This window comes from Serratia sp. BFP-2025, assembly GCF_050880365.1.
GTDB classification, from domain to species: Bacteria; Pseudomonadota; Gammaproteobacteria; order Enterobacterales; family Enterobacteriaceae; genus Serratia; species Serratia surfactantfaciens.
In genome coordinates this window covers 2,890,055-2,910,429 of sequence record NZ_JBPAFV010000001.1, presented here as the reverse complement: position 1 = coordinate 2,910,429, position 20,375 = coordinate 2,890,055, and the positions used below count along the sequence as shown (strand labels likewise).

The following is a 20,375-nucleotide window of genomic DNA, read 5'->3' as shown; positions in this document are numbered from 1 at the left end:
CTGCAAAGATTAAAGACTTTTAACGCTTTCCGCTTCTAACTCGCGGAAGTATTTGACGGTTTTGACTTTCAGCTCCATGGTGGCCGGTTCGTCGCACACCACCACTGCTTTGGCGTGCAGCTGCAGGCAGCTGATGGTCCACATGTGGTTGATGTTGCCTTCCACTGCGGCTTCCAGCGCCTGCGCCTTGGCGTGGCCGGTCACCAGGATCATCACTTCTTCCGCGTCCAGCAGCGTGCCCACGCCGACGGTCAGCGCATATTTCGGCACCAGGCTGACGTCGCCGCCGAAGAAGCGCGAGTTGGCGATGCGGGTGTCTTCGGTCAGCGTTTTGATGCGGGTGCGCGAAGCCAGGGACGAAGCCGGTTCGTTGAACGCGATGTGGCCGTCGATGCCCACGCCGCCCATGAACAGGTTAATTTTGCCGTAAGACTTGATCTTCTCTTCGTACTGGCGGCACTCGGCGTCGACATCCGCGGCGTTGCCGTTCAGCAGGTTGATGTTTTCACGAGGAATATCAACGTGGTCAAAGAAGTTGCGGTACATGAAGGTGTGATAGCTTTCCGGGTGTTCCTGCGGCAGGCCAACGTACTCGTCCATGTTGAAAGTCACAACATGCTTAAAGCTTACTTCACCTGCTTTGTGCATCGCAATCAGATGTTTGTAGGCTTCCAGCGGCGTGCCTCCGGTAGGCAGGCCGAGCACAAACGGGCGCTCTGCGGTTGGCTTGAATGCGTTGATGCGTTGAACGATATGACGCGCGGCCCATTTGCCGACTTGTGCGGTATCTTTCAGTGGGATAAGTCTCATCTAACACCTCTTGGGATAAGTAAACTAAAGCTATACTGTACGGGCCTGCGGGAGTCGTAAGCGTAACCCAGCTTTATGATTCTCGCGTGAATCGTCCGTCCGGTTGATTTTTTGAATGATAAAATAAGTTTTGTGTGATGGCCAGCAATCTGGGAGGTAAAGACTACTTTTTGGTGATATTTATCACAAAAAGGGAGGTTTTAATTTGCGATACAAAATAAATTTTTTACACTCGGCATGAGTGATACGTGCCATGCGTTGTTTCTAAAAAGGTAGTGAGAGCTCCAAATAAACTACTAATAGGGTCCGTCCGCGGACAACATAGGGGGAAAAGGTGAACATTCTTAGTTATTTGCAAAAGGTGGGACGGGCGCTGATGGTGCCGGTCGCCACGCTGCCCGCCGCCGCCATCTTGATGGGCGTCGGGTACTGGATTGACCCTGTTGGTTGGGGCGGCGACAACGCGCTCGCCGCTTTCTTCATTAAATCCGGCTCCGCTATCATCGACAACATGTCGGTGCTGTTCGCTATCGGCGTGGCCTACGGCATGTCCAAAGACAAGGACGGCGCCGCCGCGTTGACCGGCTTCGTCGGCTTCCTGGTGCTGACCACCCTCTGTTCACCGGCCGCCGTGTCGATGATTCAGAAGATCCCGCTGGATCAGGTGCCTGCCGCGTTCGGCAAAATCCAGAACCAGTTCGTCGGTATTCTGGTGGGTATCATCTCCGCCGAAGTGTACAACCGCTTCAGCGGCGTCGAGCTGCCTAAGGCGCTGTCGTTCTTCAGCGGCCGCCGCCTGGTGCCGATCCTCATCTCCTTCCTGATGATCCTGGTCGCTTTCATTCTGATGTACATCTGGCCGGTGATCTTCAACGGTCTGGTGAACTTCGGTGAACACATCCAGAAAATGGGCTCGGTCGGCGCGGGCATCTATGCCTTCTTCAACCGCCTGCTGATTCCGGTTGGCCTGCACCACGCGCTGAACTCGGTGTTCTGGTTCGACGTGGCCGGCATCAACGATATCCCTAACTTCCTCGGCGGCCAGCAGTCGATCGAAGCCGGTAAAGCGGTTGTCGGCATCACCGGCCGTTATCAGGCGGGCTTCTTCCCAATCATGATGTTCGGTCTGCCGGGTGCGGCGCTGGCCATTTATCACTGCGCGCGTCCTGAGAACAAAGCCAAAGTGGCGGGCATCATGCTGGCGGCCGCTTTCGCCGCCTTCTTTACCGGTATCACCGAACCGCTGGAATTCTCCTTCATGTTCGTGGCGCCGGTGCTGTATGTAATCCACGCCGTGCTGACCGGTATCTCGGTGTTCATCGCTGCCAGCATGCACTGGATCGCCGGTTTCGGCTTCAGCGCCGGGCTGGTGGATATGGTGTTGTCGTCCCGCAACCCGCTGGCGACCCACTGGTACATGCTGATCCCGCAAGGCCTGGTGTTCTTCGTTATCTACTATGTGGTGTTCCGCTTCACCATCAATAAGTTCAACCTGATGACCCCGGGCCGCGAACTGGCGGTTGCCGGTGACGAAACCGACGGCTACGACGTCAACGTCGACAGCAACGCCGGTAAAGACGAGAACGAAACCACCACGCTCGCTCGCCGTTACGTCGGCGCGATCGGCGGTTCCGACAACCTGACCGGCATCGATGCCTGCATCACCCGTCTGCGCCTGAACGTGAAAGACTCCGCGCTGGTGAATGACGCATTGGCGAAACGCCTCGGCGCATCGGGCGTTATCCGCCTGAACAAGCAAAGCGTGCAAGTGATCGTCGGCACTCGTGCCGAACTTATCGCCAGCGCGATGCGCAACGTGATCGCGGCCGGCCCGGTAGCGGCAGCGGCGGCTCCGGCGGCTGCGCCTGCAGCGGAAGCCAAACCGCAGGCGGTGCCGAACGCGCCGAAAGCCGCGTTTGAAACGCTGGTGGCACCGGTAACCGGTGAAGTGGTGGCGCTCGATCAGGTGCCGGACGAAGCCTTCGCCAGCAAGGCGGTGGGCGACGGCCTGGCAATTCGCCCGACCGATAGCATCGTCGTGGCGCCAGCTGACGGCACCGTGGTGAAAATCTTCAACACCAACCACGCATTCTGCCTGGAAACCGACAAGGGCGCCGAGATCGTGGTGCACATGGGGATCGACACCGTCGCGCTGGAAGGACAGGGCTTCAAACGCTTGGTGGAAGAGGGCGCGGAAGTGAAAGCCGGTCAACCGATTCTGGAACTGGATCTGGATTATCTGAACGCCAACGCACGTTCGATGATAAGCCCGGTGGTGGTCAGCAACTCTGACGACTACGCCGGCCTGGCGGCACTGGCCAGCGGCTCGGTGGTCGCCGGTCAGACCAAGCTGTACGAGATCCAGAAATAAGGCTGTTTTTACCTGAGTAGTACCTGGGGCCGGTCACGCATCATGGCGGAGTTTGCCCCGACTTGGCGGGAAGAGAGCGATCTCTTCCCGCTTTTTTTATCCCGTTTCGCCCCACGACGGTGCGCTGCGCGTCGATGGTGCAATGCGCCGCATTTTTCGTGAAACAAACGGTTGTTTCCAGACGTGGCTTGTTGGATCATAGGCGGTTATGTGTAGCGCTTTGCATTGAGGAACAGTGAAATGAGTGAGGCTGAAGCCCGCCCAACCAATTTTATCCGTCAGATCGTCGATGAAGATCTGGCGTCGGGGAAACACACGTCGGTTCATACCCGCTTCCCGCCGGAGCCTAACGGCTACCTGCATATCGGTCACGCCAAGTCCATCTGCCTGAACTTCGGCATCGCCAAGGACTATCAGGGCCAGTGCAATCTTCGCTTCGATGACACCAACCCGGTGAAAGAAGACATCGAGTTCGTGGAGTCAATCAAGCATGACGTGGAGTGGCTGGGCTTTGAGTGGAGCGGCAACGTTCGTTACTCCTCAGACTATTTCGATCAGCTGCATCAATATGCGGTTGAGCTGATCACCAAGGGTCTGGCTTACGTCGACGAACTGTCGCCTGAGCAGATCCGTGAATATCGCGGCACCCTGACCGCGCCGGGCAAAGACAGCCCGTACCGCGGCCGCAGCGTGGAAGAGAACCTGGCGCTGTTCGAGAAGATGCGCAACGGCGAGTTCGCCGAGGGCGCCGCCTGCCTGCGCGCCAAGATCGATATGGCTTCGCCGTTTATCGTGATGCGCGATCCGGTGCTGTACCGCATCAAGTTCGCCGAACACCACCAGACCGGCAACAAATGGTGCATCTACCCGATGTACGATTTCACCCACTGCATTTCCGATGCGCTGGAAGGGATCACCCATTCGCTGTGCACCCTGGAATTCCAGGATAACCGCCGTCTGTATGACTGGGTGCTGGATAACATCACCATTCCTTGCCACCCGCGTCAGTACGAGTTTTCGCGTCTGAACCTCGAATACGCCATCATGTCGAAGCGCAAGCTGCACCAGCTGGTGGCCGAGAAGATCGTCGAAGGCTGGGATGACCCGCGCATGCCGACCGTTTCCGGGCTGCGTCGTCGCGGTTATACCGCCGCTTCGATTCGCGAGTTCTGCCTGCGCATCGGCGTGACCAAGCAAGACAACAACGTTGAAATGATGGCGCTGGAATCCTGCATTCGCGACGATCTGAACGAAAACGCGCCGCGCGCCATGGCGGTGCTGGATCCGGTGAAAATCGTTATCGAGAACATGGGCGACGCGGTGGAAATGGTCACCATGCCAAACCATCCGAACAAGCCGGAAATGGGCAGCCGTGATGTGCCGTTCAGCCGCGAGATCTATATCGATCGCGCCGACTTCCGCGAAGAAGCCAACAAGCAGTACAAGCGTCTGGTGTTGGGCAAGGAAGTGCGTCTGCGCAATGCGTACGTGATCAAGGCCGAGCGCGTCGAGAAAGACGAAGCGGGCGAGATCACCACCATCTTCTGCAGCTACGATGCGGAAACGCTGAGCAAGGATCCTGCCGACGGCCGCAAGGTGAAGGGCGTGATCCACTGGGTGTCTGCGGCGCACGCGCTGCCGGCGGAAATTCGCCTGTACGATCGCCTGTTCAGCGTGCCTAACCCGGGCGCGGCGGAGGATTTCCTCTCCACCATCAACCCGGAATCGCTGGTGATCAAGCACGGCTTCGTCGAGCCGAGCCTGGCGGCCGCACAGCCGGAGAAGGCCTATCAGTTCGAACGTGAAGGCTACTTCTGCGCCGACAGCCGTTACTCTTCGGCCGAACATTTGGTGTTTAACCGCACTGTCGGCCTGCGTGACACCTGGGCGAAAATCGAAGGCTAATCTTAATCGCCTCGAAAATTAATGTATCAGCGCGGCTTAGGCCGCGCTTTTTTATGCCTGCGATTGAGCAAACAACCCATTCCTCTCCCATTTTCTAGCGGGCGCTAAATTAATTACGGCGCGTTAACCAATAAGCTTCTTGATATTGGCCTTAATAGTATTAACTTTTTCTTATATATTCGTGATGCGAATTAATTTCATTTAGAGAGCGCTCTCAGATTTTATCTTCTGACTGACGAATTAGCTCAGGCTGAAACCATTAATCGTCTCTGGTTGACCTTATATCTGTGTTTATTCTGATTTAATTGAATTTTTTATTCGACACCCTCCATGATCACTGGCGTAACAAATTATCACTGATATGTGCTCCTTGTCATACTTTGACAAATCTTCCGCATTTTTCATTTGATAATTCGCGTCGCGAAAAATAGTCTGTCTGTAGCAATTAGTGCTGTGGGAATAACATCTCGTCGGCAATATTTTTTACCCGTTCGGGTTTTTTATTGGCAGTCGTGCAGGGCAGTGGTGAACACAGGCGGCTGCAACTTTTAAGTTAAGTCAAAGAGGAATTTCAATATGGGTACGCACGGTGCTCAGCGTAAAACGCTAGCGCTCGCAGTCGCGGGCGCGCTGTTGGGAACAGGGTTTGCCATGGCGCCTGAGGCGAAAGCCGCAGGGTTTATCGATGATTCCACGCTGACCGGCGGCATCTATTACTGGCAACGTGAGCGCGACCGTAAAGATCTCAATCCGGACAGCAAGGATTACAACCAATACACCACCAATCTGTCGCACTCTACCGCCAACCTGAGCCTGGATTTCGCCTCGGGCTACGCCTGGGACATGTTCGGCCTGGATGTCGGCGCCTTCACCGCCATCGAACTGGCTGAATCCAGCGCCAGCGGCCACCCGAACGAGATCGCGTTCTCCTCGAAGAACCGTACCTACGACGAAGACTACTCCGGCGACAAAGGCGGCGTCAGCCTGTACAAAGCCGCCGCCAAGTTCAAATACGGCCCGGTCTGGGCGCGCGCCGGCTACATTCAGCCGAGCGGCCAAACCCTGCTGGCACCGCACTGGAGCTTTATGCCGGGCACCTATCAGGGCGCCGAGGCCGGCGCCAAGTTCGACTACGGCGATGCCGGCGCGTTGAGCTTCTCCTACATGTGGACCGACAAATACAAAGCGCCGTGGCATATCGAGATGGACGATTTCCGTCAGAACGATAAGAAAACCCGCGTCTCTTACCTGCACTCGCTGGGCGCCAAGTACGATTTCAAAAACGATCTGGTGCTGGAAGCCGCTTTCGGCCAGGCCCAGGGTTACGTGAATCAGTACTTCACCAAGGCGTCTTACAAATTCGATGTGCTGGGCAACCCGCTGACTACCAGTTACCAGTTCTACGGTGCGGAAGACCGCATCAGCAACAAGAACGATCCGAACAGCATCTACGACGGCCTGGCCTGGCTGCAGGCCCTGACCTTCGGTTACACCACCGGTCAGTTCAACTGGCGTCTGGAAGGCACCATGGTCAAGGCGGAAGGCAATCAGGGCTTCTTCCTGCAGCGCATGACCCCGACCTACGCCTCGTCTAACGGTCGGCTGGACGTGTGGTGGGACAACCGCTCCGACTTTAACGCCAACGGCGAGAAAGCGGTGTACGCCGGCGTGATGTATGACCTCAGCAACTGGAACCTGCCGGGCATGGCGGTCGGCGGCTCTTATGTCTACGCCTGGGACGCCAAGCCGAGCACCAACCCGATCTACGATCAGAGCCAGCGCCTGAAAGAGAGCGCCTGGAGCCTGGACGCGATGTACACCATCCAGGAAGGGCGCGCCAAGGGCACGCTGATCAAGCTGCACTACACCCAGTATGACAACCACACCAACATCCCGAGCTGGGGCGGCGGTTACGGCAACATCTTCCAGGACGAGAAAGACGTCAAGTTCATGGTCATCGCGCCATTCACCATCTTCTGATGCGTTCCCCGGCCTTGCGGCCGGGGGCAGTTAAGGGAATTCAACGATGAAAAAAATCATGCTGATGTTGGCGGCCGCCGCGGCCTTGAGCGCCTGCGCGCAACCCGCCGCGCCGCCGGAAGACGCCAAATTGAAGCAGGCTTACAGCGCCTGCATCAACACCGCCGAAGGTTCGCCGGAGCGTCTGCAGCCCTGCAAGGCGGTGCTGAACGTGTTGAAACAAGAGAAGCAGCACCAGCAGTTCGCCGCGCAGGAAACGGTGCGGGTGATGGATTATCAGAACTGCATTATGGCGGTGCACAGCGGTAACGGTCAGGCTTACGACGCCAAGTGCGGCAAGCTGTGGCAAGAAATTCGCGATAACAATAATTAAGAAGGACGAGAACATGAACGCATTCAAACTGAGCGCGCTTGCCGCCTTGACGGCAACGATGGGATTCCTGGGCGGCATGGGAAACGCCATGGCCGATCAACAGCTGGTGGATCAACTGAGCCAGCTGAAGCTGAACGTGAAAATGCTGGATAACCGCGCCGGCGAAAACGGCGTGGATTGCGCGGCGCTGGGCGCCGACTGGGCCTCTTGCAACCGGGTGTTGTTCACCCTCAGCAACGACGGCCAGGCTATCGACGGCAAGGACTGGGTCATCTATTTCCACAGCCCGCGCCAGACCCTGCGGGTGGATAACGATCAGTTCAAGATAGCCCACCTCACCGGCGATCTGTACAAGCTGGAGCCGACCGCCAAATTCAGCGGTTTCCCTGCCGGCAAGGCGGTGGAAATCCCGGTGGTCGCCGAATATTGGCAGCTGTTTAGAAATGACTTCCTGCCGCGCTGGTATGCCACGTCCGGCGACGCCAAACCGAAAATGCTGGCGAATACCGACACCGAAAACCTGGACCAGTTCGTGGCGCCGTTCACCGGCGATCAGTGGAAGCGCACCAAAGACGACAAAAACATTCTGATGACGCCGGCTTCGCGCTTTGTCAGCAATGCCGAGCTGCAGACGCTGCCCGCCGGCGCGTTGCGCGGCCAGATCGTGCCGACGCCGATGCAGGTGAAGGTCCACGCGCAGGACGCCGATCTGCGCAAAGGGGTCTCGCCGGATCTGAGCACGCTGGTCAAGCCGGCGGCGGACGTCGTCAACCAGCGCTTTGCGCTGCTGGGCGTGCCGGTTCAGGCCAACGGCTATCCGATCAAGACCGATATCCAGCCGGGCAAGTTTAAAGGCGCGATGGCGGTGCCGGGCGCCTATGAGCTGAAGATCGGCAAAAAAGAGGCGCGGGTGATCGGCTTCGATCAGGCCGGGGTATTCTATGGGTTGCAGTCGATCCTGTCGTTAGTGCCGACCGACGGCAGCGGCAAGATTGCTACATTGGACGCCAGCGACGCGCCGCGCTTCCAGTATCGCGGCATTTTCCTCGACGTGGCGCGCAACTTCCATAAGAAGGATGCGGTGTTGCGTCTGCTGGATCAGATGGCGGCCTACAAGCTCAACAAATTCCACTTCCACCTGAGCGATGATGAAGGTTGGCGTATCGAGATCCCCGGTTTGCCTGAGCTGACGGAAGTCGGCGGCCAGCGCTGCCACGATCTGAGCGAAACCACCTGCCTGCTGCCGCAGTACGGCCAGGGGCCGGATGTCTACGGTGGTTTCTTCAGCCGTCAGGACTATATCGACATCATCAAATACGCCCAGGCGCGCCAGATTGAAGTGATCCCTGAGATCGACATGCCGGCGCACGCCCGCGCCGCGGTGGTGTCGATGGAGGCGCGCTATAAAAAGCTGCATGCCGCCGGAAAAGAGCAGGAGGCCAACGAATTCCGCCTGGTGGATCCGACTGATACCTCCAATACCACCTCCGTGCAGTTCTTTAACCGCCAGAGTTACCTGAACCCGTGCCTGGATTCTTCCCAGCGCTTTGTCGACAAGGTGATCGGCGAGATCGCCCAGATGCATAAAGAAGCCGGGCAGCCGATCAAAACCTGGCACTTCGGCGGCGACGAGGCGAAAAACATCCGCCTGGGCGCCGGCTATACCGACAAGGCGAAACCGGAGCCGGGTAAAGGTGTCATCGACCAGAGCAACGAAGACAAGCCGTGGGCCAAGTCGCAGGTTTGCCAGACGATGATCAAAGAAGGCAAGGTGGCCGACATGGAGCACTTACCGAGCTACTTCGGCCAGGAGGTCAGCAAGCTGGTGAAGGCGCACGGCATCGACAGAATGCAGGCCTGGCAGGACGGCCTGAAAGACGCCGAGAGCGCGAAGTCGTTCGCCACCTCGCGCGTGGGCGTCAACTTCTGGGATACCTTGTACTGGGGCGGTTTCGACAGCGTCAACGATTGGGCCAATAAAGGGTATGAAGTGGTGGTCTCCAACCCGGACTACGTCTACATGGACTTCCCTTACGAGGTGAACCCGGACGAGCGCGGTTACTACTGGGGCACTCGCTTCAGCGACGAGCGCAAGGTGTTCAGCTTCGCGCCGGACAACATGCCGCAGAACGCGGAAACCTCGGTCGATCGCGACGGCAACCACTTCAACGCCAAGAGCGACAAGCCGTGGCCGGGAGCCTACGGGTTGTCCGCTCAGCTGTGGAGCGAAACCCAGCGCACCGATCCGCAGATGGAATACATGATCTTCCCGCGCGCGCTGTCGGTGGCCGAACGCGCCTGGCACCGCGCCGGTTGGGAGCAGGACTATCGCGCCGGCCGCGAATACAAAGGCGGGGAGACCCACTTTGTCGACACCAAGGCGCTGGAGAAAGACTGGCTGCGCTTCGCCAATATCCTGGGCCAGCGTGAACTGGCCAAGCTGGACAAAGGTGGCGTCGCTTATCGTCTGCCGGTGCCCGGCGCACGCGTAGCGGGCGGCAAGCTGGAGGCGAATATCGCGCTGCCGGGATTGGGCATCGAGTACTCCACCGACGGCGGCAAGCAGTGGCAGCGTTATGACGCCAAGGCCAAGCCGGCGGTATCGGGTGAGGTGCAGGTGCGTTCGGTCAGTCCGGACGGTAAACGCTACAGCCGCGCCGAGAAGGTCTAAGCCCGGCGCATCGGCCTGTCGTCATGGCTGCGGGCCGCTTAACGAAGGGGGAATGCGTCCGCCTCTGCGCGTGTCGGCGTGAAGCGGACGTGAAAGTGAGAGCAGTACGTGGAGTCGCAGTGCCGCTGCAATTGTAGTATTTCATGACATGATCTTTCCCCGGCTGGTCCGGGGATTTTTTTGCTCACCGTTCAGCAAGCATAAAAAAACCGCCTCAGGGTGAGGCGGTTTTTCATAGCCAGTCAGGCTTATTTCTTGTCGTGCAGCGTTTCGTCTTCGCGGCAGTCACCGGTTTCACAATGGCCGTACAGGTACAGGCTGTGGTTGGTGAGCTTGATGCCGTGCTGCTTGGCGATATCACGCTGGCGCACTTCGATGGATTCGTCACTGAATTCGATCACTTTGCCGCAGTCCAGGCAAATCAGGTGATCGTGGTGATGCTGTTGGGTCAGTTCGAACACGGACTTGCCGCCTTCGAAATTGTGACGTGTCACAATGCCCGCATCGTCAAACTGGTTCAGTACGCGATAAACCGTTGCCAGGCCGATCTCTTCGCCCATATCAATCAGTTTTTTGTACAAATCTTCCGCACTGACGTGATGGCATTCCGGATTTTGCAGTACTTCCAGGATTTTGAGTCGCGGAAGCGTGACTTTTAAGCCGGCCTTCTTCAATGCGATGTTGTTGTCGGTCATGCGAATTCAGTCCTGTTACTATGCTAATCAAGTTGAGGCGTACTCGCCTGTGGCATCGGTCGGCACAAAGAGTTAATGCGTCTCATTATAGAACCGGTTGTACTAAATGGAAACCGCCGGTTGTTAACAAAGATATAATTGCACTATTGCATGTTTTGCATGCAACGCCTTGATGGGTGGGATAAACCGATAACTCAGTCTACCTTGACGGGGTGGGAAGTTACAAATCTGTAGCTTCTATCGCAGCAATCCCTGCTGCCGATGATGGCCCTGTGCGCACACTATGCACTTTACAGGGCCTTTGTTCAACCTTTCGCCAGTTGCGGCGTTAGCCGACGATATCGGCCAGGCTCAGCTCTTCGACGATCTGTTTGACCCAGGCATCGACGCGCTCGTTGGTCAGCTCCGGCTGGCGGTCTTCGTCGATCGCGAGACCAATGAAGTGGTTGTCGTCCGCCAGGCCTTTGGAGGCCTCGAAGTGGTAGCCTTTGGTCGGCCAGTGGCCCACGATGGCCGCGCCGCGCGGTTCAATGATGTCGCGGATGGTGCCCATCGCGTCACAGAAGTATTCCGCGTAGTCTTCCTGGTCGCCGCAGCCGAACAGCGCCACCAGTTTGCCGTTGAAATCGACTTCTTCCAGCGTCGGGAAGAAATCATCCCAGTCACACTGCGCTTCACCGTAGTACCAGGTCGGGATACCCAGCAGCAGGATATCGAACCCTTCCAGGTCTTCTTTGCTGCTTTTAGCGATGTCGTGTACTTCAGAGACGTCGTCGCCAAACTGTTTCTGGAGAATTTTCTGGATCATTTTGGCAATGTTTTCGGTATTGCCAGTGTCGCTGCCAAAGAAAATGCCTACAGTAGCCATATCGCGTATAACCTTTAAATTCAAGTAATTGCATTACTCGATGCCAGCACTGCCGCCGCTGACGCCGATTAAAATGATGCCATGACAAGAGCCTTTCGCCACGGAGGCGGGCGCCGACAGGCGCAGTCTCTTGCCGGTAAATGCGTATCATGCCAGAAAGTGGCGCCGGGGTTTTATCGCATTTATGCGATGCCGGAGAATGAAGAAAAGCGTGGTCGATCCGGCGTTGTCCTTAACGCCGCGCCGCGCGTGCGGCCGAAGAGATCAATGTTCCGGCTGTTCTTCCGCCAGTTGCGCCAACAGCATCTGCTCGATGAGTTCGCTGCGGCTAATGTTGCGCTGTTCCGCCAATTTGTTCAGGGCGTCCACCGCATCCGCGTTGATTTTCAGCTCTACGCGCCGCAATCCACGCACTTTATCGCGCCGTAACTGATTGCGCTTATTGATTCTAAGCTGTTCATCGCGGGAAAGCGGGTTGGTTTTCGGGCGCCCCGGACGGCGTTCATCTGCGAACAGATCCAGCGTCGTGCGATCCGTTTGTTCTTTTGCCATAGGTAGCGGTACTGCAAGGGAGTTTGCATCAAAAAGCGCTCGCACGCTTCCGGAGGCATCGGTTAACACACTTCGGGCCAATAAACCCTAACCCAAATTCACCCCCGAACCGGCGTTCGCGAACGCGCTGGCGCGGCGGCAAAATTATAGCGCGCCATATTACCCCAGCAGATGGAGCGGCGACAATGCCTAACTGCGGGCTAAACGCGCTAAGCCGTTATCTTTAGCGCGTTTTTTCGCCAGATGAGCGTATTTTTCAGGCTTCGTCGAGGAAACGGTGGATGGCGCGCAGCACCGCGTCCGGTTTTTCGGCGTGCACCCAATGGCCGGTGCCGGCGACGACATGGGCGCGGGCCTGCGGGAACTGGCGGGCGATGTCCGCACGATAGCTGTCCTGCACGTACGGCGACAGGCCGCCGCGAATGAACAGCGTCGGGTGCGGCCAGGCCGGCACGTCCTGCCAGCCGGTGATGTCTTCGTAGCGTTCGATCAGCACCGGCAGGTTGAAGCGCCATTCGCCATTGTGGAAGGACTTCAGCAGGAACTGGATCACGCCTTCTTCCTGCAGATAGTCGCGCATCAGCTGGGCGGCCGCCTGGCGTTGGGTGATGCCGGCGGCGCTGACGGCCTTCAGCGCGGCGAAGATCTCATCGTGGCGGCGAGTCTGGTAATCCACCGGCGCCACGTCGATGACGATCAGCTTAGCGATGCGCTCCGGCGCGATGGCGGTCAGCGCCATCGCCGCTTTACCGCCCATCGAATGGCCGATGACGATCGCTTTATCCAGCTGCAGTTCGTCGAGCAGCGCCAGCAGATCCTGCGCCATGGCGGGGTAGTTCATGTCGTCGGCGCGCGGGGAGAGGCCGTGGTTGCGCAGATCGACTTTGATCACGCTGTGCTGCTGGTGCAGATCGCGTGCCAGCACGCCCAGGTTGTCCAGATTGCCGAACAGCCCGTGGATCAGCAGCACCGGCAGCGCATCTGACTCGGCGGCCAGCAGTTGATAATGTAATTTCATGGCGAAGTTCATACTGAGAGAGATTCAGATTAGGGTATCATGATTGAATCGCACGATGAATCATGCGGAATTTTCGCGGCGCGGGCTTGGCAGTGCCGGCTATAGGTATTAGTCTGCATTTGCCGTCCGGAGGCACATTGTTGTGTTCGCTCCAGCGCTTTTAACCTTATAATCCCATGGCTTGAATGCAGGATCTGGCTTCAGGTTCTAAGTAGAAAAAACAGTATTGGATAAAGATGAAAACTATTGAAGTCGACGAAGAGCTTTACCGTTATATTGCCAGCCACACGCAACACATCGGTGAAAGCGCGTCCGATATTTTACGCCGCATGTTGAAATTCACCGCCGGTCAGCCGGTGCGCGCGTTGCCTGCCGCCAGTGCGTCGCAGTCCGTCGAGCTGGAAAAGGCGGCCCCGGCGCAGCGTCCGCGCGATCGCGTGCGCGCCATGCGCGAACTGCTGCTGTCGGATGAATACGCCGAGCAGAACAAAGCGGTCAACCGTTTCATGCTGGTGCTGTCCACGCTGTACACCCTCGATGCCGCCGGTTTCGCCGCTGCCACCGAGGCGTTGACCGGCCGTACCCGCACCTATTTCGCCGGCGATCAGCAGACCCTGCTGGCCAACGGCACGCACACCAAGCCGAAGCATGTACCGGGCACCCCTTACTGGGTGATCACCAATACCAATACCGGCCGCAAACGCAGCATGATCGAACACATCATGCAGGCCATGCAGTTCCCGGCGGAACTGATCGAGAAAGTTTGCGGTACCGTCTAATTTAGCGAACAGCCCGTCATGATGGCCGTGCGCGACATATTGCCCGGTCACCGACAGGGATGAGGGAGATATGTCGATGGCGAATAATCCACGTGCCGGGCAGCCCGCCCGCCAAAGCGATCTGATCAACGTAGCCCAGCTGACGTCGCAGTACTATGTGCTGCAACCGGAAGCCGGCAATCCCGCACATGCGGTGAAATTTGGCACCTCCGGCCACCGCGGCAGCGCGCAGCGCCACAGCTTCAACGAAGCGCACATCCTCGCCATCGCCCAGGCGATCGCTGAAGTTCGTCATCAGCAGGGCACTACCGGCCCATGCTATGTGGGCAAGGACACCCATGCGCTGTCCGAACCGGCCTTCATTTCCGTGCTGGAAGTGCTGACCGCCAACGGCGTCGATGTGATCGTGCAGGAAAACAACGGCTTCACGCCAACGCCAGCGGTATCGCACGCCATTCTGTGCCACAACCGCCGTGGCGGCGCGCAAGCCGACGGCATCGTCATTACGCCGTCCCATAACCCACCGGAAGACGGCGGCATCAAGTATAACCCGCCGAACGGCGGCCCGGCCGACACCAACCTGACGTCGGTGATCGAAAAGCGCGCCAACGACCTGCTGGCGCAGCAGTTGAAGGGCGTTCAGCGCCAGTTGCTGGACAAGGCCTGGAACAGCGGCCATCTGCACGCCAAAGATCTGGTGCAGCCTTATGTCGAAGGGCTGGTTGAGGTGGTAGACATGCCGGCCATCCAACGCGCCGGTCTGAAGCTGGGCGTGGATCCGCTCGGCGGTTCCGGCATCGCCTATTGGCAACGTGTGGCGGAGCACTACAAGCTGGATCTGACGCTGGTGAACGATTCCATCGATCAGACGTTCCGCTTTATGCACCTGGACCACGACGGCATCATCCGCATGGACTGTTCGTCCGAGTCGGCGATGGCCGGCCTGCTGGCGCTGCGCGACAAATTCGATCTGGCGTTCGCCAACGATCCGGATTACGACCGCCACGGCATCGTCACGCCAAAAGGCCTGATGAACCCGAACCACTATCTGGCGGTGGCCATCAACTACCTGTTCCAGCACCGCCCGCAGTGGGGCGCCGATGTCGCGGTAGGTAAAACGCTGGTGTCCAGCGCGATGATCGACCGCGTGGTGGCCGATCTGGGCCGCAAGCTGGTGGAAGTGCCGGTCGGCTTCAAGTGGTTCGTGGACGGCCTGTTCGACGGCAGCCTGGGCTTCGGCGGCGAAGAGAGCGCCGGGGCCTCGTTCCTGCGCTTCAACGGCCAACCTTGGTCGACCGACAAAGACGGCATTATCATGTGTCTGCTGGCGGCTGAAATCACCGCGGTAACCGGTGAAAATCCACAGCATCACTATGACGATCTGGCCAAGCGCTTCGGTGCGCCAAGCTACAACCGCATCCAGGCGCCGGCGACGGCGGCGCAAAAAGCGGCGCTGTCCAAGCTGTCGCCGGAGATGGTCAAGGCCAATACCCTGGCGGGCGACCCGATCACCGCGCGTCTGACTGCTGCGCCGGGCAACGGCGCTTCGATCGGCGGCCTGAAAGTGATGACCGACAACGGCTGGTTCGCGGCCCGTCCTTCCGGTACCGAAGAGGCATACAAGATCTACTGCGAGAGCTTCCTCGGGGCGGAACACCGCGAGAAAATCGAGCACGAAGCGGTCGAAATCGTCAGCGAAGTGCTGGCTTCCGCCAAATAATCGCTGTTCTCGTCTGATAAAAAGCGCTGTTTTTACAGCGCTTTTTTTATGCCTGTAATTTAGATATATCTTTTTCTCGGCGCAGGCTTGCGCATTTAGATATATCGATCTAGATTAGCGTTATCGACGCTGTTTAGATATATCTAAACAACCTCGTATTGATGTTCACTGTTAAAGCGAGGTATCACACCATGTTTCATCGATTAGGTTTGCACCGGCATCACCACCACCACCATGAATGCGAAGCAGGCGATGGCCGCCATCATCGCGGCGGGCGCCATCACTTCGGCGGCGACGGCGAAGAGCATGGCCGAGGCGGGCGCGGTGGCCGCGGCGGGCGTCATCGCCTGTTCGAACACGGCGATCTGCGCCTGGTACTGCTGGCGCTGGTGGCGCGCAAGCCCAGCCACGGGTACGAATTGATCAAAGCGATCGAAGAAGCCTCTTCCGGCCTGTACGTGCCGAGCCCGGGGGTGATTTACCCCACGCTGACGCTGCTGGAAGAGCAGGACTTTCTCGAACCGCTCACCACCGGCAACGGCCGCAAAAGCTACCGCATCACCACGGCGGGCGAGGGCGAGCTGCAAAAGCATCAACAGGTAGTTGAAGTCATTCTGGCGCGTCTGGCGGGCGCCGGCCGCGAGCATCATCGGCACGGCAACCTGGCGGAAGGCATTTACGACGCCATGAACCGTCTGCGCAGTCTGCTGCGCGGCAACGTGATGCGCGCCGATCTTACGCCGCAGCAGGTGGAGCGCATCAACGCCGCGCTGTTGACCGCCGTGGCGGCGATCGAAAGCGAAATGCAAATTCAACCCACGCAGCAGGAGAAGAACTGATGCCCGGCCACCGTTTTAACATTACCGTTGAAGCCCTGAGCGATCGCCAGGGCAACCCCGTCGAGAAAACACCGCTGAGTTTTGAGGTGACTAACCACGACGATATTCTCGAGATCGTCGAGCGCATCCGGGCGCGTGACGATCTGAACTTCGGCCCTGAACAGAGCGCGGCCTTCGCGGTAGGGTTGAAACTGTTCTCCGAAGTGATGATTGAAAACCGCAAACATCCGGTGTTCGCTCCGCTGCGCGAGGCGTTTAAAGAATTTATGGTTGGCTTGAAGAAGGGCCCGGCGGCGTAAAGGCGCGGCAAACCGCGCCCGTCGGGGTTAAGGCATGAAACGATAGCCGACGCCGGTTTCGGTCAGCAGATGTTTGGGCCGGGCCGGATCGGCTTCCAGCTTCTGCCGCAGATGGCCCATGTAGATGCGCAGGTAGTGGCTGTGTTCCACGTAGTTCGGCCCCCAGACATGGCTCAACAGCTGGCGTTGGGTAATCACCTTGCCGGCGTTGGCCAGCAGTTCCGCCAACAGGCGAAACTCTATCGGCGTCAGGTGCAGATCTTCGTCGTTGCGTAGCACCCGGCGGTTGACCAGATCGACGGTGATTTCCGAAAAGCTCACCAGCGGGCTTTCCTGCTGGCTGGCGGAGTGGCGGCGCAGCGCGACCCGCACCCGCGCCAACAGTTCGCCGATGCCGAACGGTTTGCTGAGATAGTCGTCGGCGCCGGCGTCCAGCGCGGCGATTTTGTCCTCTTCGGCGTTGCGCGCCGACAGCACGATCACCGGAATGGCGCTCCACTGCCGCAGATCGCGGATGTAGCTCAGCCCGTCGCCATCCGGTAAGCCCAAATCAAGGATGATCAGATCCGGTTTGCGCGTACCGGCCTCAATCAGCCCGCGTTGCAGGGTTTCACTTTCAAACACCCGCAGGCCTTCGCTCTCCAGCGCGGTGCGCACGAAGCGGCGGATCTCTTTTTCATCTTCAACAATCAGAATGTTGGTTGGCGTTATGCTCACGTTTCCCCTGCGTTGATTACAGATCGAAGGCATCGCCGTCGATCTCGGGCGGTTTTTCCAGCGGCAGCACGAAGCGGAAGCTGGCGCCGCCGTTGGCGCCGTTTTCCGCCCAGATGCGGCCATCATGCACTTCAATAATGGCACGGCAAATGGCTAACCCCAAGCCGACGCCGGGGATCGCCGACTCTTTATTGCCGCGTGAAAACTTGTCGAAAATCAGCTGCAGCTGATCGGCCGGGATGCCGGGGCCGTTATCCCAGACCTCGACTTCCAGCCACTCGGGCAGCGTGCGGGCGCGAATGCCGATGGTGGCCTCGGCGCCGGCGTATTTATTGGCGTTTTCCAACAGGTTGGTGAACACCCGTTCCAGCAGGCTGCCGTCGCAGTTGACCAGGATCTGTTCCGGCGGCAGCTCGACCACGATCGGATGCTGGCTGAGCAGCGGCTCCAGCATGTGCAGCGAGGCGCCGACGATCTCTTCCAGCGACTGCCACTCTTTACGCAGGCTGAAACCGCCGGATTGGATGCGCGCCATATCCAGCAGGTTGTTCACCAGCCGGGTGGTGCTCAGCACCTGCTGGCGGATCTGGCTGGCCTGGGTGGCGTGATTGGAACCTTCGGCCGCCAGGTCCAGCGTGAGGATTTCCGCCTGGCCGAACAGCACGGTCAGCGGCGTGCGCAGATCGTGCGACAGCGCCGCCAGCAGTGAGTTGCGCAGCTGTTCGCGTTCGGCGTCCAGCTTGGCTTCTTCGGCGCTGCGCGCCAGGTGCAGCCGCTCCAGCGCGCTGGCGATCAGCACCGCGAAAGTCTGCAGCAGCCGCTGCTGTTCCGGCACCATCAGCTGGCGCAAGTTGTTGGGCTCGATCGCCAGCAGGCCGAAGGTCTGCTTGGGGGTATTGAGCGGCAGCAGTTGATAAGGCACGCCGGGCAGGGTGTCGGTGCCAGCGCCGGCCGGCAACCCTTTGTCGAAGCTCCAGCGCGCGATGGCCTCGTCTACCGACAGCAGGCCGCCTTCTTCGCCGACCATTTGCTGCAGCCGGCCGTCCTCCTGCGGCAGCAGCAGTACGGTTTTCGCCTGGAAGCTGCTGGAGAGGAAGTGGCGGCTGGTATTGGCGATGTCGGCCACGGTCAGCGCGCGGCTCAGCCCGCGCGACATTTCGTACAGGTGGCGCGCCCGCTGCTCGCGGTAGCGCGCTACCCGGGCCTGATAACGCACCCCGGCGGTCAGGTTGCCGATGATGATGCCGACGGCGAGCATCACGCCGAAGGTCAGCAGATATTGCATATCGCTGACGGCGAACGACCATTCGGGCTGGACGAAGAACAGATCGAAACTGGCGACGTTGATCACCGCCGCCAGCACCGATGGCCAACGGCCGAAGAACAGCGCGACGATCGCCACGCCGAGCAAATAGACCATCACCAGGTTGGCCTGATCGAAGCCCGGCAGCAGCCACTGGGAGAGCAGGGTAATCAGCGCGCACAGCGCCACGGCGACCGCGCAACCGCGCAGCTGCATGCGCCATTTCTCGTTGAAGCCGCGGCCGTCGTGCTCTTTGCCCGGCGGCGGCTGCGCGTTGTCACTTTCCAGCGCGACGATCACCAGATCGAGATCCGGGCCCAGCCGGCCGAGGCGATCGGCGAAGCTGCCGCGCAGCTTCCAGCGCTGCTCGCTGCGGCGGCCGATGATGATTTTGCCGAGGTTATGCTCGCGAGCGTAGCGCAGCACCGCCCGCTCTTCGGACGGATCGGCCAGGGTGGCGGTTTCAGCGCCCAGCTCCTGCGCCAACCGCAGCGCGCGCAGAATGGCGCGGCGCTGGTTTTCCGGCAGCCGGTGCAGCTTGGGGGTTTCCACATAGACTGCATGCCAGTGGCAGCCTAGCCGCGCAGCCAGCCGGGCGGCGATGCGTACCAGCTTTTCGTTGCCGCTGTTGTGGCCGACGCACAGCAGAATGCTGTCGCGGGTGTGCCACACTTTCTCGCGCCCTTGCGTATCGCGAAACTCGCGCATCTGGTCATCGACCCGATCGGCGGTGCGACGCAGTGCCAGCTCGCGCAGGGCGATCAGGTTGCCTTTACGGAAGAAATGCTCGATGGCGCGCTCGGCCTGGCCGGGAATGTACACTTTGCCTTCGTGCAGCCGCCGGCGCAGATCGTCCGGCGGCAGATCGACCAGCACCACTTCGCTGGCCTCGTCAAACACGTGGTCAGGCACCGTTTCGCGCACCCGCACGCCGGTCACGCCGCCCACCACGTCGTTAAGGCTTTCCAGATGTTGTACGTTGACGGTCGTCAGCACGTCGATGCCGGCGTCCAGCAGTTCTTCCACATCCTGCCAGCGTTTGGGGTGACGCGAGCCGTGGGCGTTGCTGTGCGCCAGTTCGTCCATCAGGATCAGCGCCGGGTGGCGCGCCAGCGCGGCGTCGAGATCGAATTCATGCACCAGTCGGCCGCGATGCTGAATGCGTTTTTGCGGCAGCAGCGCCAGGCCGTCGAGCAGGGCGGCGGTCTCGCTGCGGCCGTGGGTTTCCACCACGCCGACCAGCACGTCCAGCCCCTGACCGCGTAAGCGCTGGGCCTCCTGCAGCATGGCGTAGGTTTTACCCACGCCGGCGCAGGCGCCGAAGAATACCTTCAACCGTCCGCGCGGTTTTTCATTGGCCAGCGCCAGCAGGCTGTCGGGATCGGGACGCTGCTGTTCTTCTTCGACCATGACAATTCCTTGTGTTACCAAGCAAAAAGGGGTTCGGCACGCCGAACCCTATCACTATGCTGAAT

16 protein-coding genes are annotated in these 20,375 nt (G+C 59.2%); 9 read left to right on the top strand and 7 right to left on the bottom strand.

Going from position 1 to position 20,375, the window contains the following annotated elements; genetic code table 11:
- Window positions 1–9 precede the first annotated feature (9 nt).
- Window positions 10–810: a glucosamine-6-phosphate deaminase gene (gene nagB, locus ACRAWE_RS13945; RefSeq protein ID WP_004939952.1), complete on the bottom strand. Its 801-nt coding sequence runs from the start codon at window positions 808–810 to the stop codon at window positions 10–12.
- Window positions 811–1,144: 334 nt separating this feature from the next.
- Here nagB and nagE point away from each other — a divergent pair, with 334 nt between their 5' ends.
- From nagE to ACRAWE_RS13920, 5 genes are all read left to right on the top strand, one after another.
- A complete protein-coding gene (nagE, locus tag ACRAWE_RS13940; RefSeq protein WP_025160040.1) occupies window positions 1,145–3,181 on the top strand; it encodes an N-acetylglucosamine-specific PTS transporter subunit IIBC in 2,037 nt (678 codons plus the stop codon).
- A 240-nt stretch (window positions 3,182–3,421) separates the two neighbouring features.
- Window positions 3,422–5,086 (top strand): glutamine--tRNA ligase, encoded by a 1,665-nt coding sequence (gene glnS / locus ACRAWE_RS13935; protein ID WP_019454061.1) that lies wholly within the window; start codon window positions 3,422–3,424, stop codon window positions 5,084–5,086.
- 576 nt (window positions 5,087–5,662) lie between these two features.
- Window positions 5,663–7,066: a chitoporin ChiP gene (gene chiP, locus ACRAWE_RS13930; protein ID WP_019454060.1), complete on the top strand. Its 1,404-nt coding sequence runs from the start codon at window positions 5,663–5,665 to the stop codon at window positions 7,064–7,066.
- Between the two features lie 46 nt (window positions 7,067–7,112).
- Window positions 7,113–7,439 (top strand): ChiQ/YbfN family lipoprotein, encoded by a 327-nt coding sequence (gene chiQ, locus ACRAWE_RS13925; RefSeq protein WP_004939944.1) that lies wholly within the window; start codon window positions 7,113–7,115, stop codon window positions 7,437–7,439.
- A 13-nt stretch (window positions 7,440–7,452) separates the two neighbouring features.
- Window positions 7,453–10,110 (top strand): beta-N-acetylhexosaminidase, encoded by a 2,658-nt coding sequence (locus ACRAWE_RS13920; RefSeq protein ID WP_019454059.1) that lies wholly within the window; start codon window positions 7,453–7,455, stop codon window positions 10,108–10,110.
- Between the two features lie 248 nt (window positions 10,111–10,358).
- On the opposite strand, the gene fur is transcribed toward ACRAWE_RS13920, so the two are convergent.
- The 4 genes from fur to ybfF all read right to left on the bottom strand — a co-directional run bounded on the left by fur (window position 10,359) and on the right by ybfF (window position 13,255).
- A complete protein-coding gene (gene fur, locus ACRAWE_RS13915; RefSeq protein WP_019454058.1) occupies window positions 10,359–10,805 on the bottom strand; it encodes a ferric iron uptake transcriptional regulator in 447 nt (148 codons plus the stop codon).
- A 328-nt stretch (window positions 10,806–11,133) separates the two neighbouring features.
- Window positions 11,134–11,673, bottom strand: a complete 540-nt coding sequence (gene fldA / locus ACRAWE_RS13910; protein ID WP_004939938.1) for a flavodoxin FldA — start codon at window positions 11,671–11,673, stop codon at window positions 11,134–11,136.
- A 264-nt stretch (window positions 11,674–11,937) separates the two neighbouring features.
- Window positions 11,938–12,225 (bottom strand): LexA regulated protein, encoded by a 288-nt coding sequence (gene ybfE / locus ACRAWE_RS13905; protein ID WP_004939936.1) that lies wholly within the window; start codon window positions 12,223–12,225, stop codon window positions 11,938–11,940.
- A 256-nt stretch (window positions 12,226–12,481) separates the two neighbouring features.
- On the bottom strand, window positions 12,482–13,255 hold the full coding sequence (ybfF, locus tag ACRAWE_RS13900; protein ID WP_019454057.1) for an esterase: 774 nt from the start codon (window positions 13,253–13,255) through the stop codon (window positions 12,482–12,484).
- A 224-nt stretch (window positions 13,256–13,479) separates the two neighbouring features.
- Here ybfF and seqA point away from each other — a divergent pair, with 224 nt between their 5' ends.
- From seqA to ACRAWE_RS13880, 4 genes are all read left to right on the top strand, one after another.
- The gene (gene seqA, locus ACRAWE_RS13895) at window positions 13,480–14,022 is read left to right on the top strand and encodes a replication initiation negative regulator SeqA (RefSeq protein ID WP_019454056.1); all 543 of its coding nucleotides are present in this window, start codon (window positions 13,480–13,482) and stop codon (window positions 14,020–14,022) included.
- 76 nt (window positions 14,023–14,098) lie between these two features.
- Window positions 14,099–15,742 carry a phosphoglucomutase (alpha-D-glucose-1,6-bisphosphate-dependent) gene (pgm, locus tag ACRAWE_RS13890; RefSeq protein WP_432525494.1) on the top strand — a complete coding sequence of 548 codons (1,644 nt, stop codon included), beginning with the start codon at window positions 14,099–14,101 and terminating at the stop codon, window positions 15,740–15,742.
- 191 nt (window positions 15,743–15,933) lie between these two features.
- The gene (locus ACRAWE_RS13885; RefSeq protein WP_063918898.1) at window positions 15,934–16,581 is read left to right on the top strand and encodes a PadR family transcriptional regulator; all 648 of its coding nucleotides are present in this window, start codon (window positions 15,934–15,936) and stop codon (window positions 16,579–16,581) included.
- Window positions 16,581–16,880 (top strand): DUF3861 domain-containing protein, encoded by a 300-nt coding sequence (locus tag ACRAWE_RS13880; RefSeq protein WP_019454052.1) that lies wholly within the window; start codon window positions 16,581–16,583, stop codon window positions 16,878–16,880. The genes ACRAWE_RS13885 and ACRAWE_RS13880 overlap by 1 nt, the downstream gene beginning before the upstream one ends.
- A gap of 27 nt (window positions 16,881–16,907) precedes the next feature.
- Here ACRAWE_RS13880 and kdpE read toward each other — a convergent pair whose 3' ends face one another.
- On the bottom strand, window positions 16,908–17,597 hold the full coding sequence (kdpE, locus tag ACRAWE_RS13875) for a two-component system response regulator KdpE (RefSeq protein WP_019454051.1): 690 nt from the start codon (window positions 17,595–17,597) through the stop codon (window positions 16,908–16,910).
- A gap of 16 nt (window positions 17,598–17,613) precedes the next feature.
- Window positions 17,614–20,310, bottom strand: a complete 2,697-nt coding sequence (gene kdpD / locus ACRAWE_RS13870) for a two-component system sensor histidine kinase KdpD (RefSeq protein ID WP_432525493.1) — start codon at window positions 20,308–20,310, stop codon at window positions 17,614–17,616.
- Window positions 20,311–20,375 lie beyond the last annotated feature (65 nt).

What these genes read in the sequence shown, in the direction of transcription:
- nagB (WP_004939952.1), bottom strand. Translation starts at nt 810, where the DNA reads ATGAGACTTATCCCACTGAAAGATACCGCACAAGTCGGCAAATGGGCC.
- glnS (WP_019454061.1), top strand. Translation starts at nt 3,422, where the DNA reads ATGAGTGAGGCTGAAGCCCGCCCAACCAATTTTATCCGTCAGATCGTC.
- chiP (WP_019454060.1), top strand. Translation starts at nt 5,663, where the DNA reads ATGGGTACGCACGGTGCTCAGCGTAAAACGCTAGCGCTCGCAGTCGCG.
- chiQ (WP_004939944.1), top strand. Translation starts at nt 7,113, where the DNA reads ATGAAAAAAATCATGCTGATGTTGGCGGCCGCCGCGGCCTTGAGCGCC.
- ACRAWE_RS13920 (WP_019454059.1), top strand. Translation starts at nt 7,453, where the DNA reads ATGAACGCATTCAAACTGAGCGCGCTTGCCGCCTTGACGGCAACGATG.
- fur (WP_019454058.1), bottom strand. Translation starts at nt 10,805, where the DNA reads ATGACCGACAACAACATCGCATTGAAGAAGGCCGGCTTAAAAGTCACG.
- fldA (WP_004939938.1), bottom strand. Translation starts at nt 11,673, where the DNA reads ATGGCTACTGTAGGCATTTTCTTTGGCAGCGACACTGGCAATACCGAA.
- ybfE (WP_004939936.1), bottom strand. Translation starts at nt 12,225, where the DNA reads ATGGCAAAAGAACAAACGGATCGCACGACGCTGGATCTGTTCGCAGAT.
- ybfF (WP_019454057.1), bottom strand. Translation starts at nt 13,255, where the DNA reads ATGAACTTCGCCATGAAATTACATTATCAACTGCTGGCCGCCGAGTCA.
- seqA (WP_019454056.1), top strand. Translation starts at nt 13,480, where the DNA reads ATGAAAACTATTGAAGTCGACGAAGAGCTTTACCGTTATATTGCCAGC.
- pgm (WP_432525494.1), top strand. Translation starts at nt 14,099, where the DNA reads ATGGCGAATAATCCACGTGCCGGGCAGCCCGCCCGCCAAAGCGATCTG.
- ACRAWE_RS13885 (WP_063918898.1), top strand. Translation starts at nt 15,934, where the DNA reads ATGTTTCATCGATTAGGTTTGCACCGGCATCACCACCACCACCATGAA.
- ACRAWE_RS13880 (WP_019454052.1), top strand. Translation starts at nt 16,581, where the DNA reads ATGCCCGGCCACCGTTTTAACATTACCGTTGAAGCCCTGAGCGATCGC.
- kdpD (WP_432525493.1), bottom strand. Translation starts at nt 20,310, where the DNA reads ATGGTCGAAGAAGAACAGCAGCGTCCCGATCCCGACAGCCTGCTGGCG.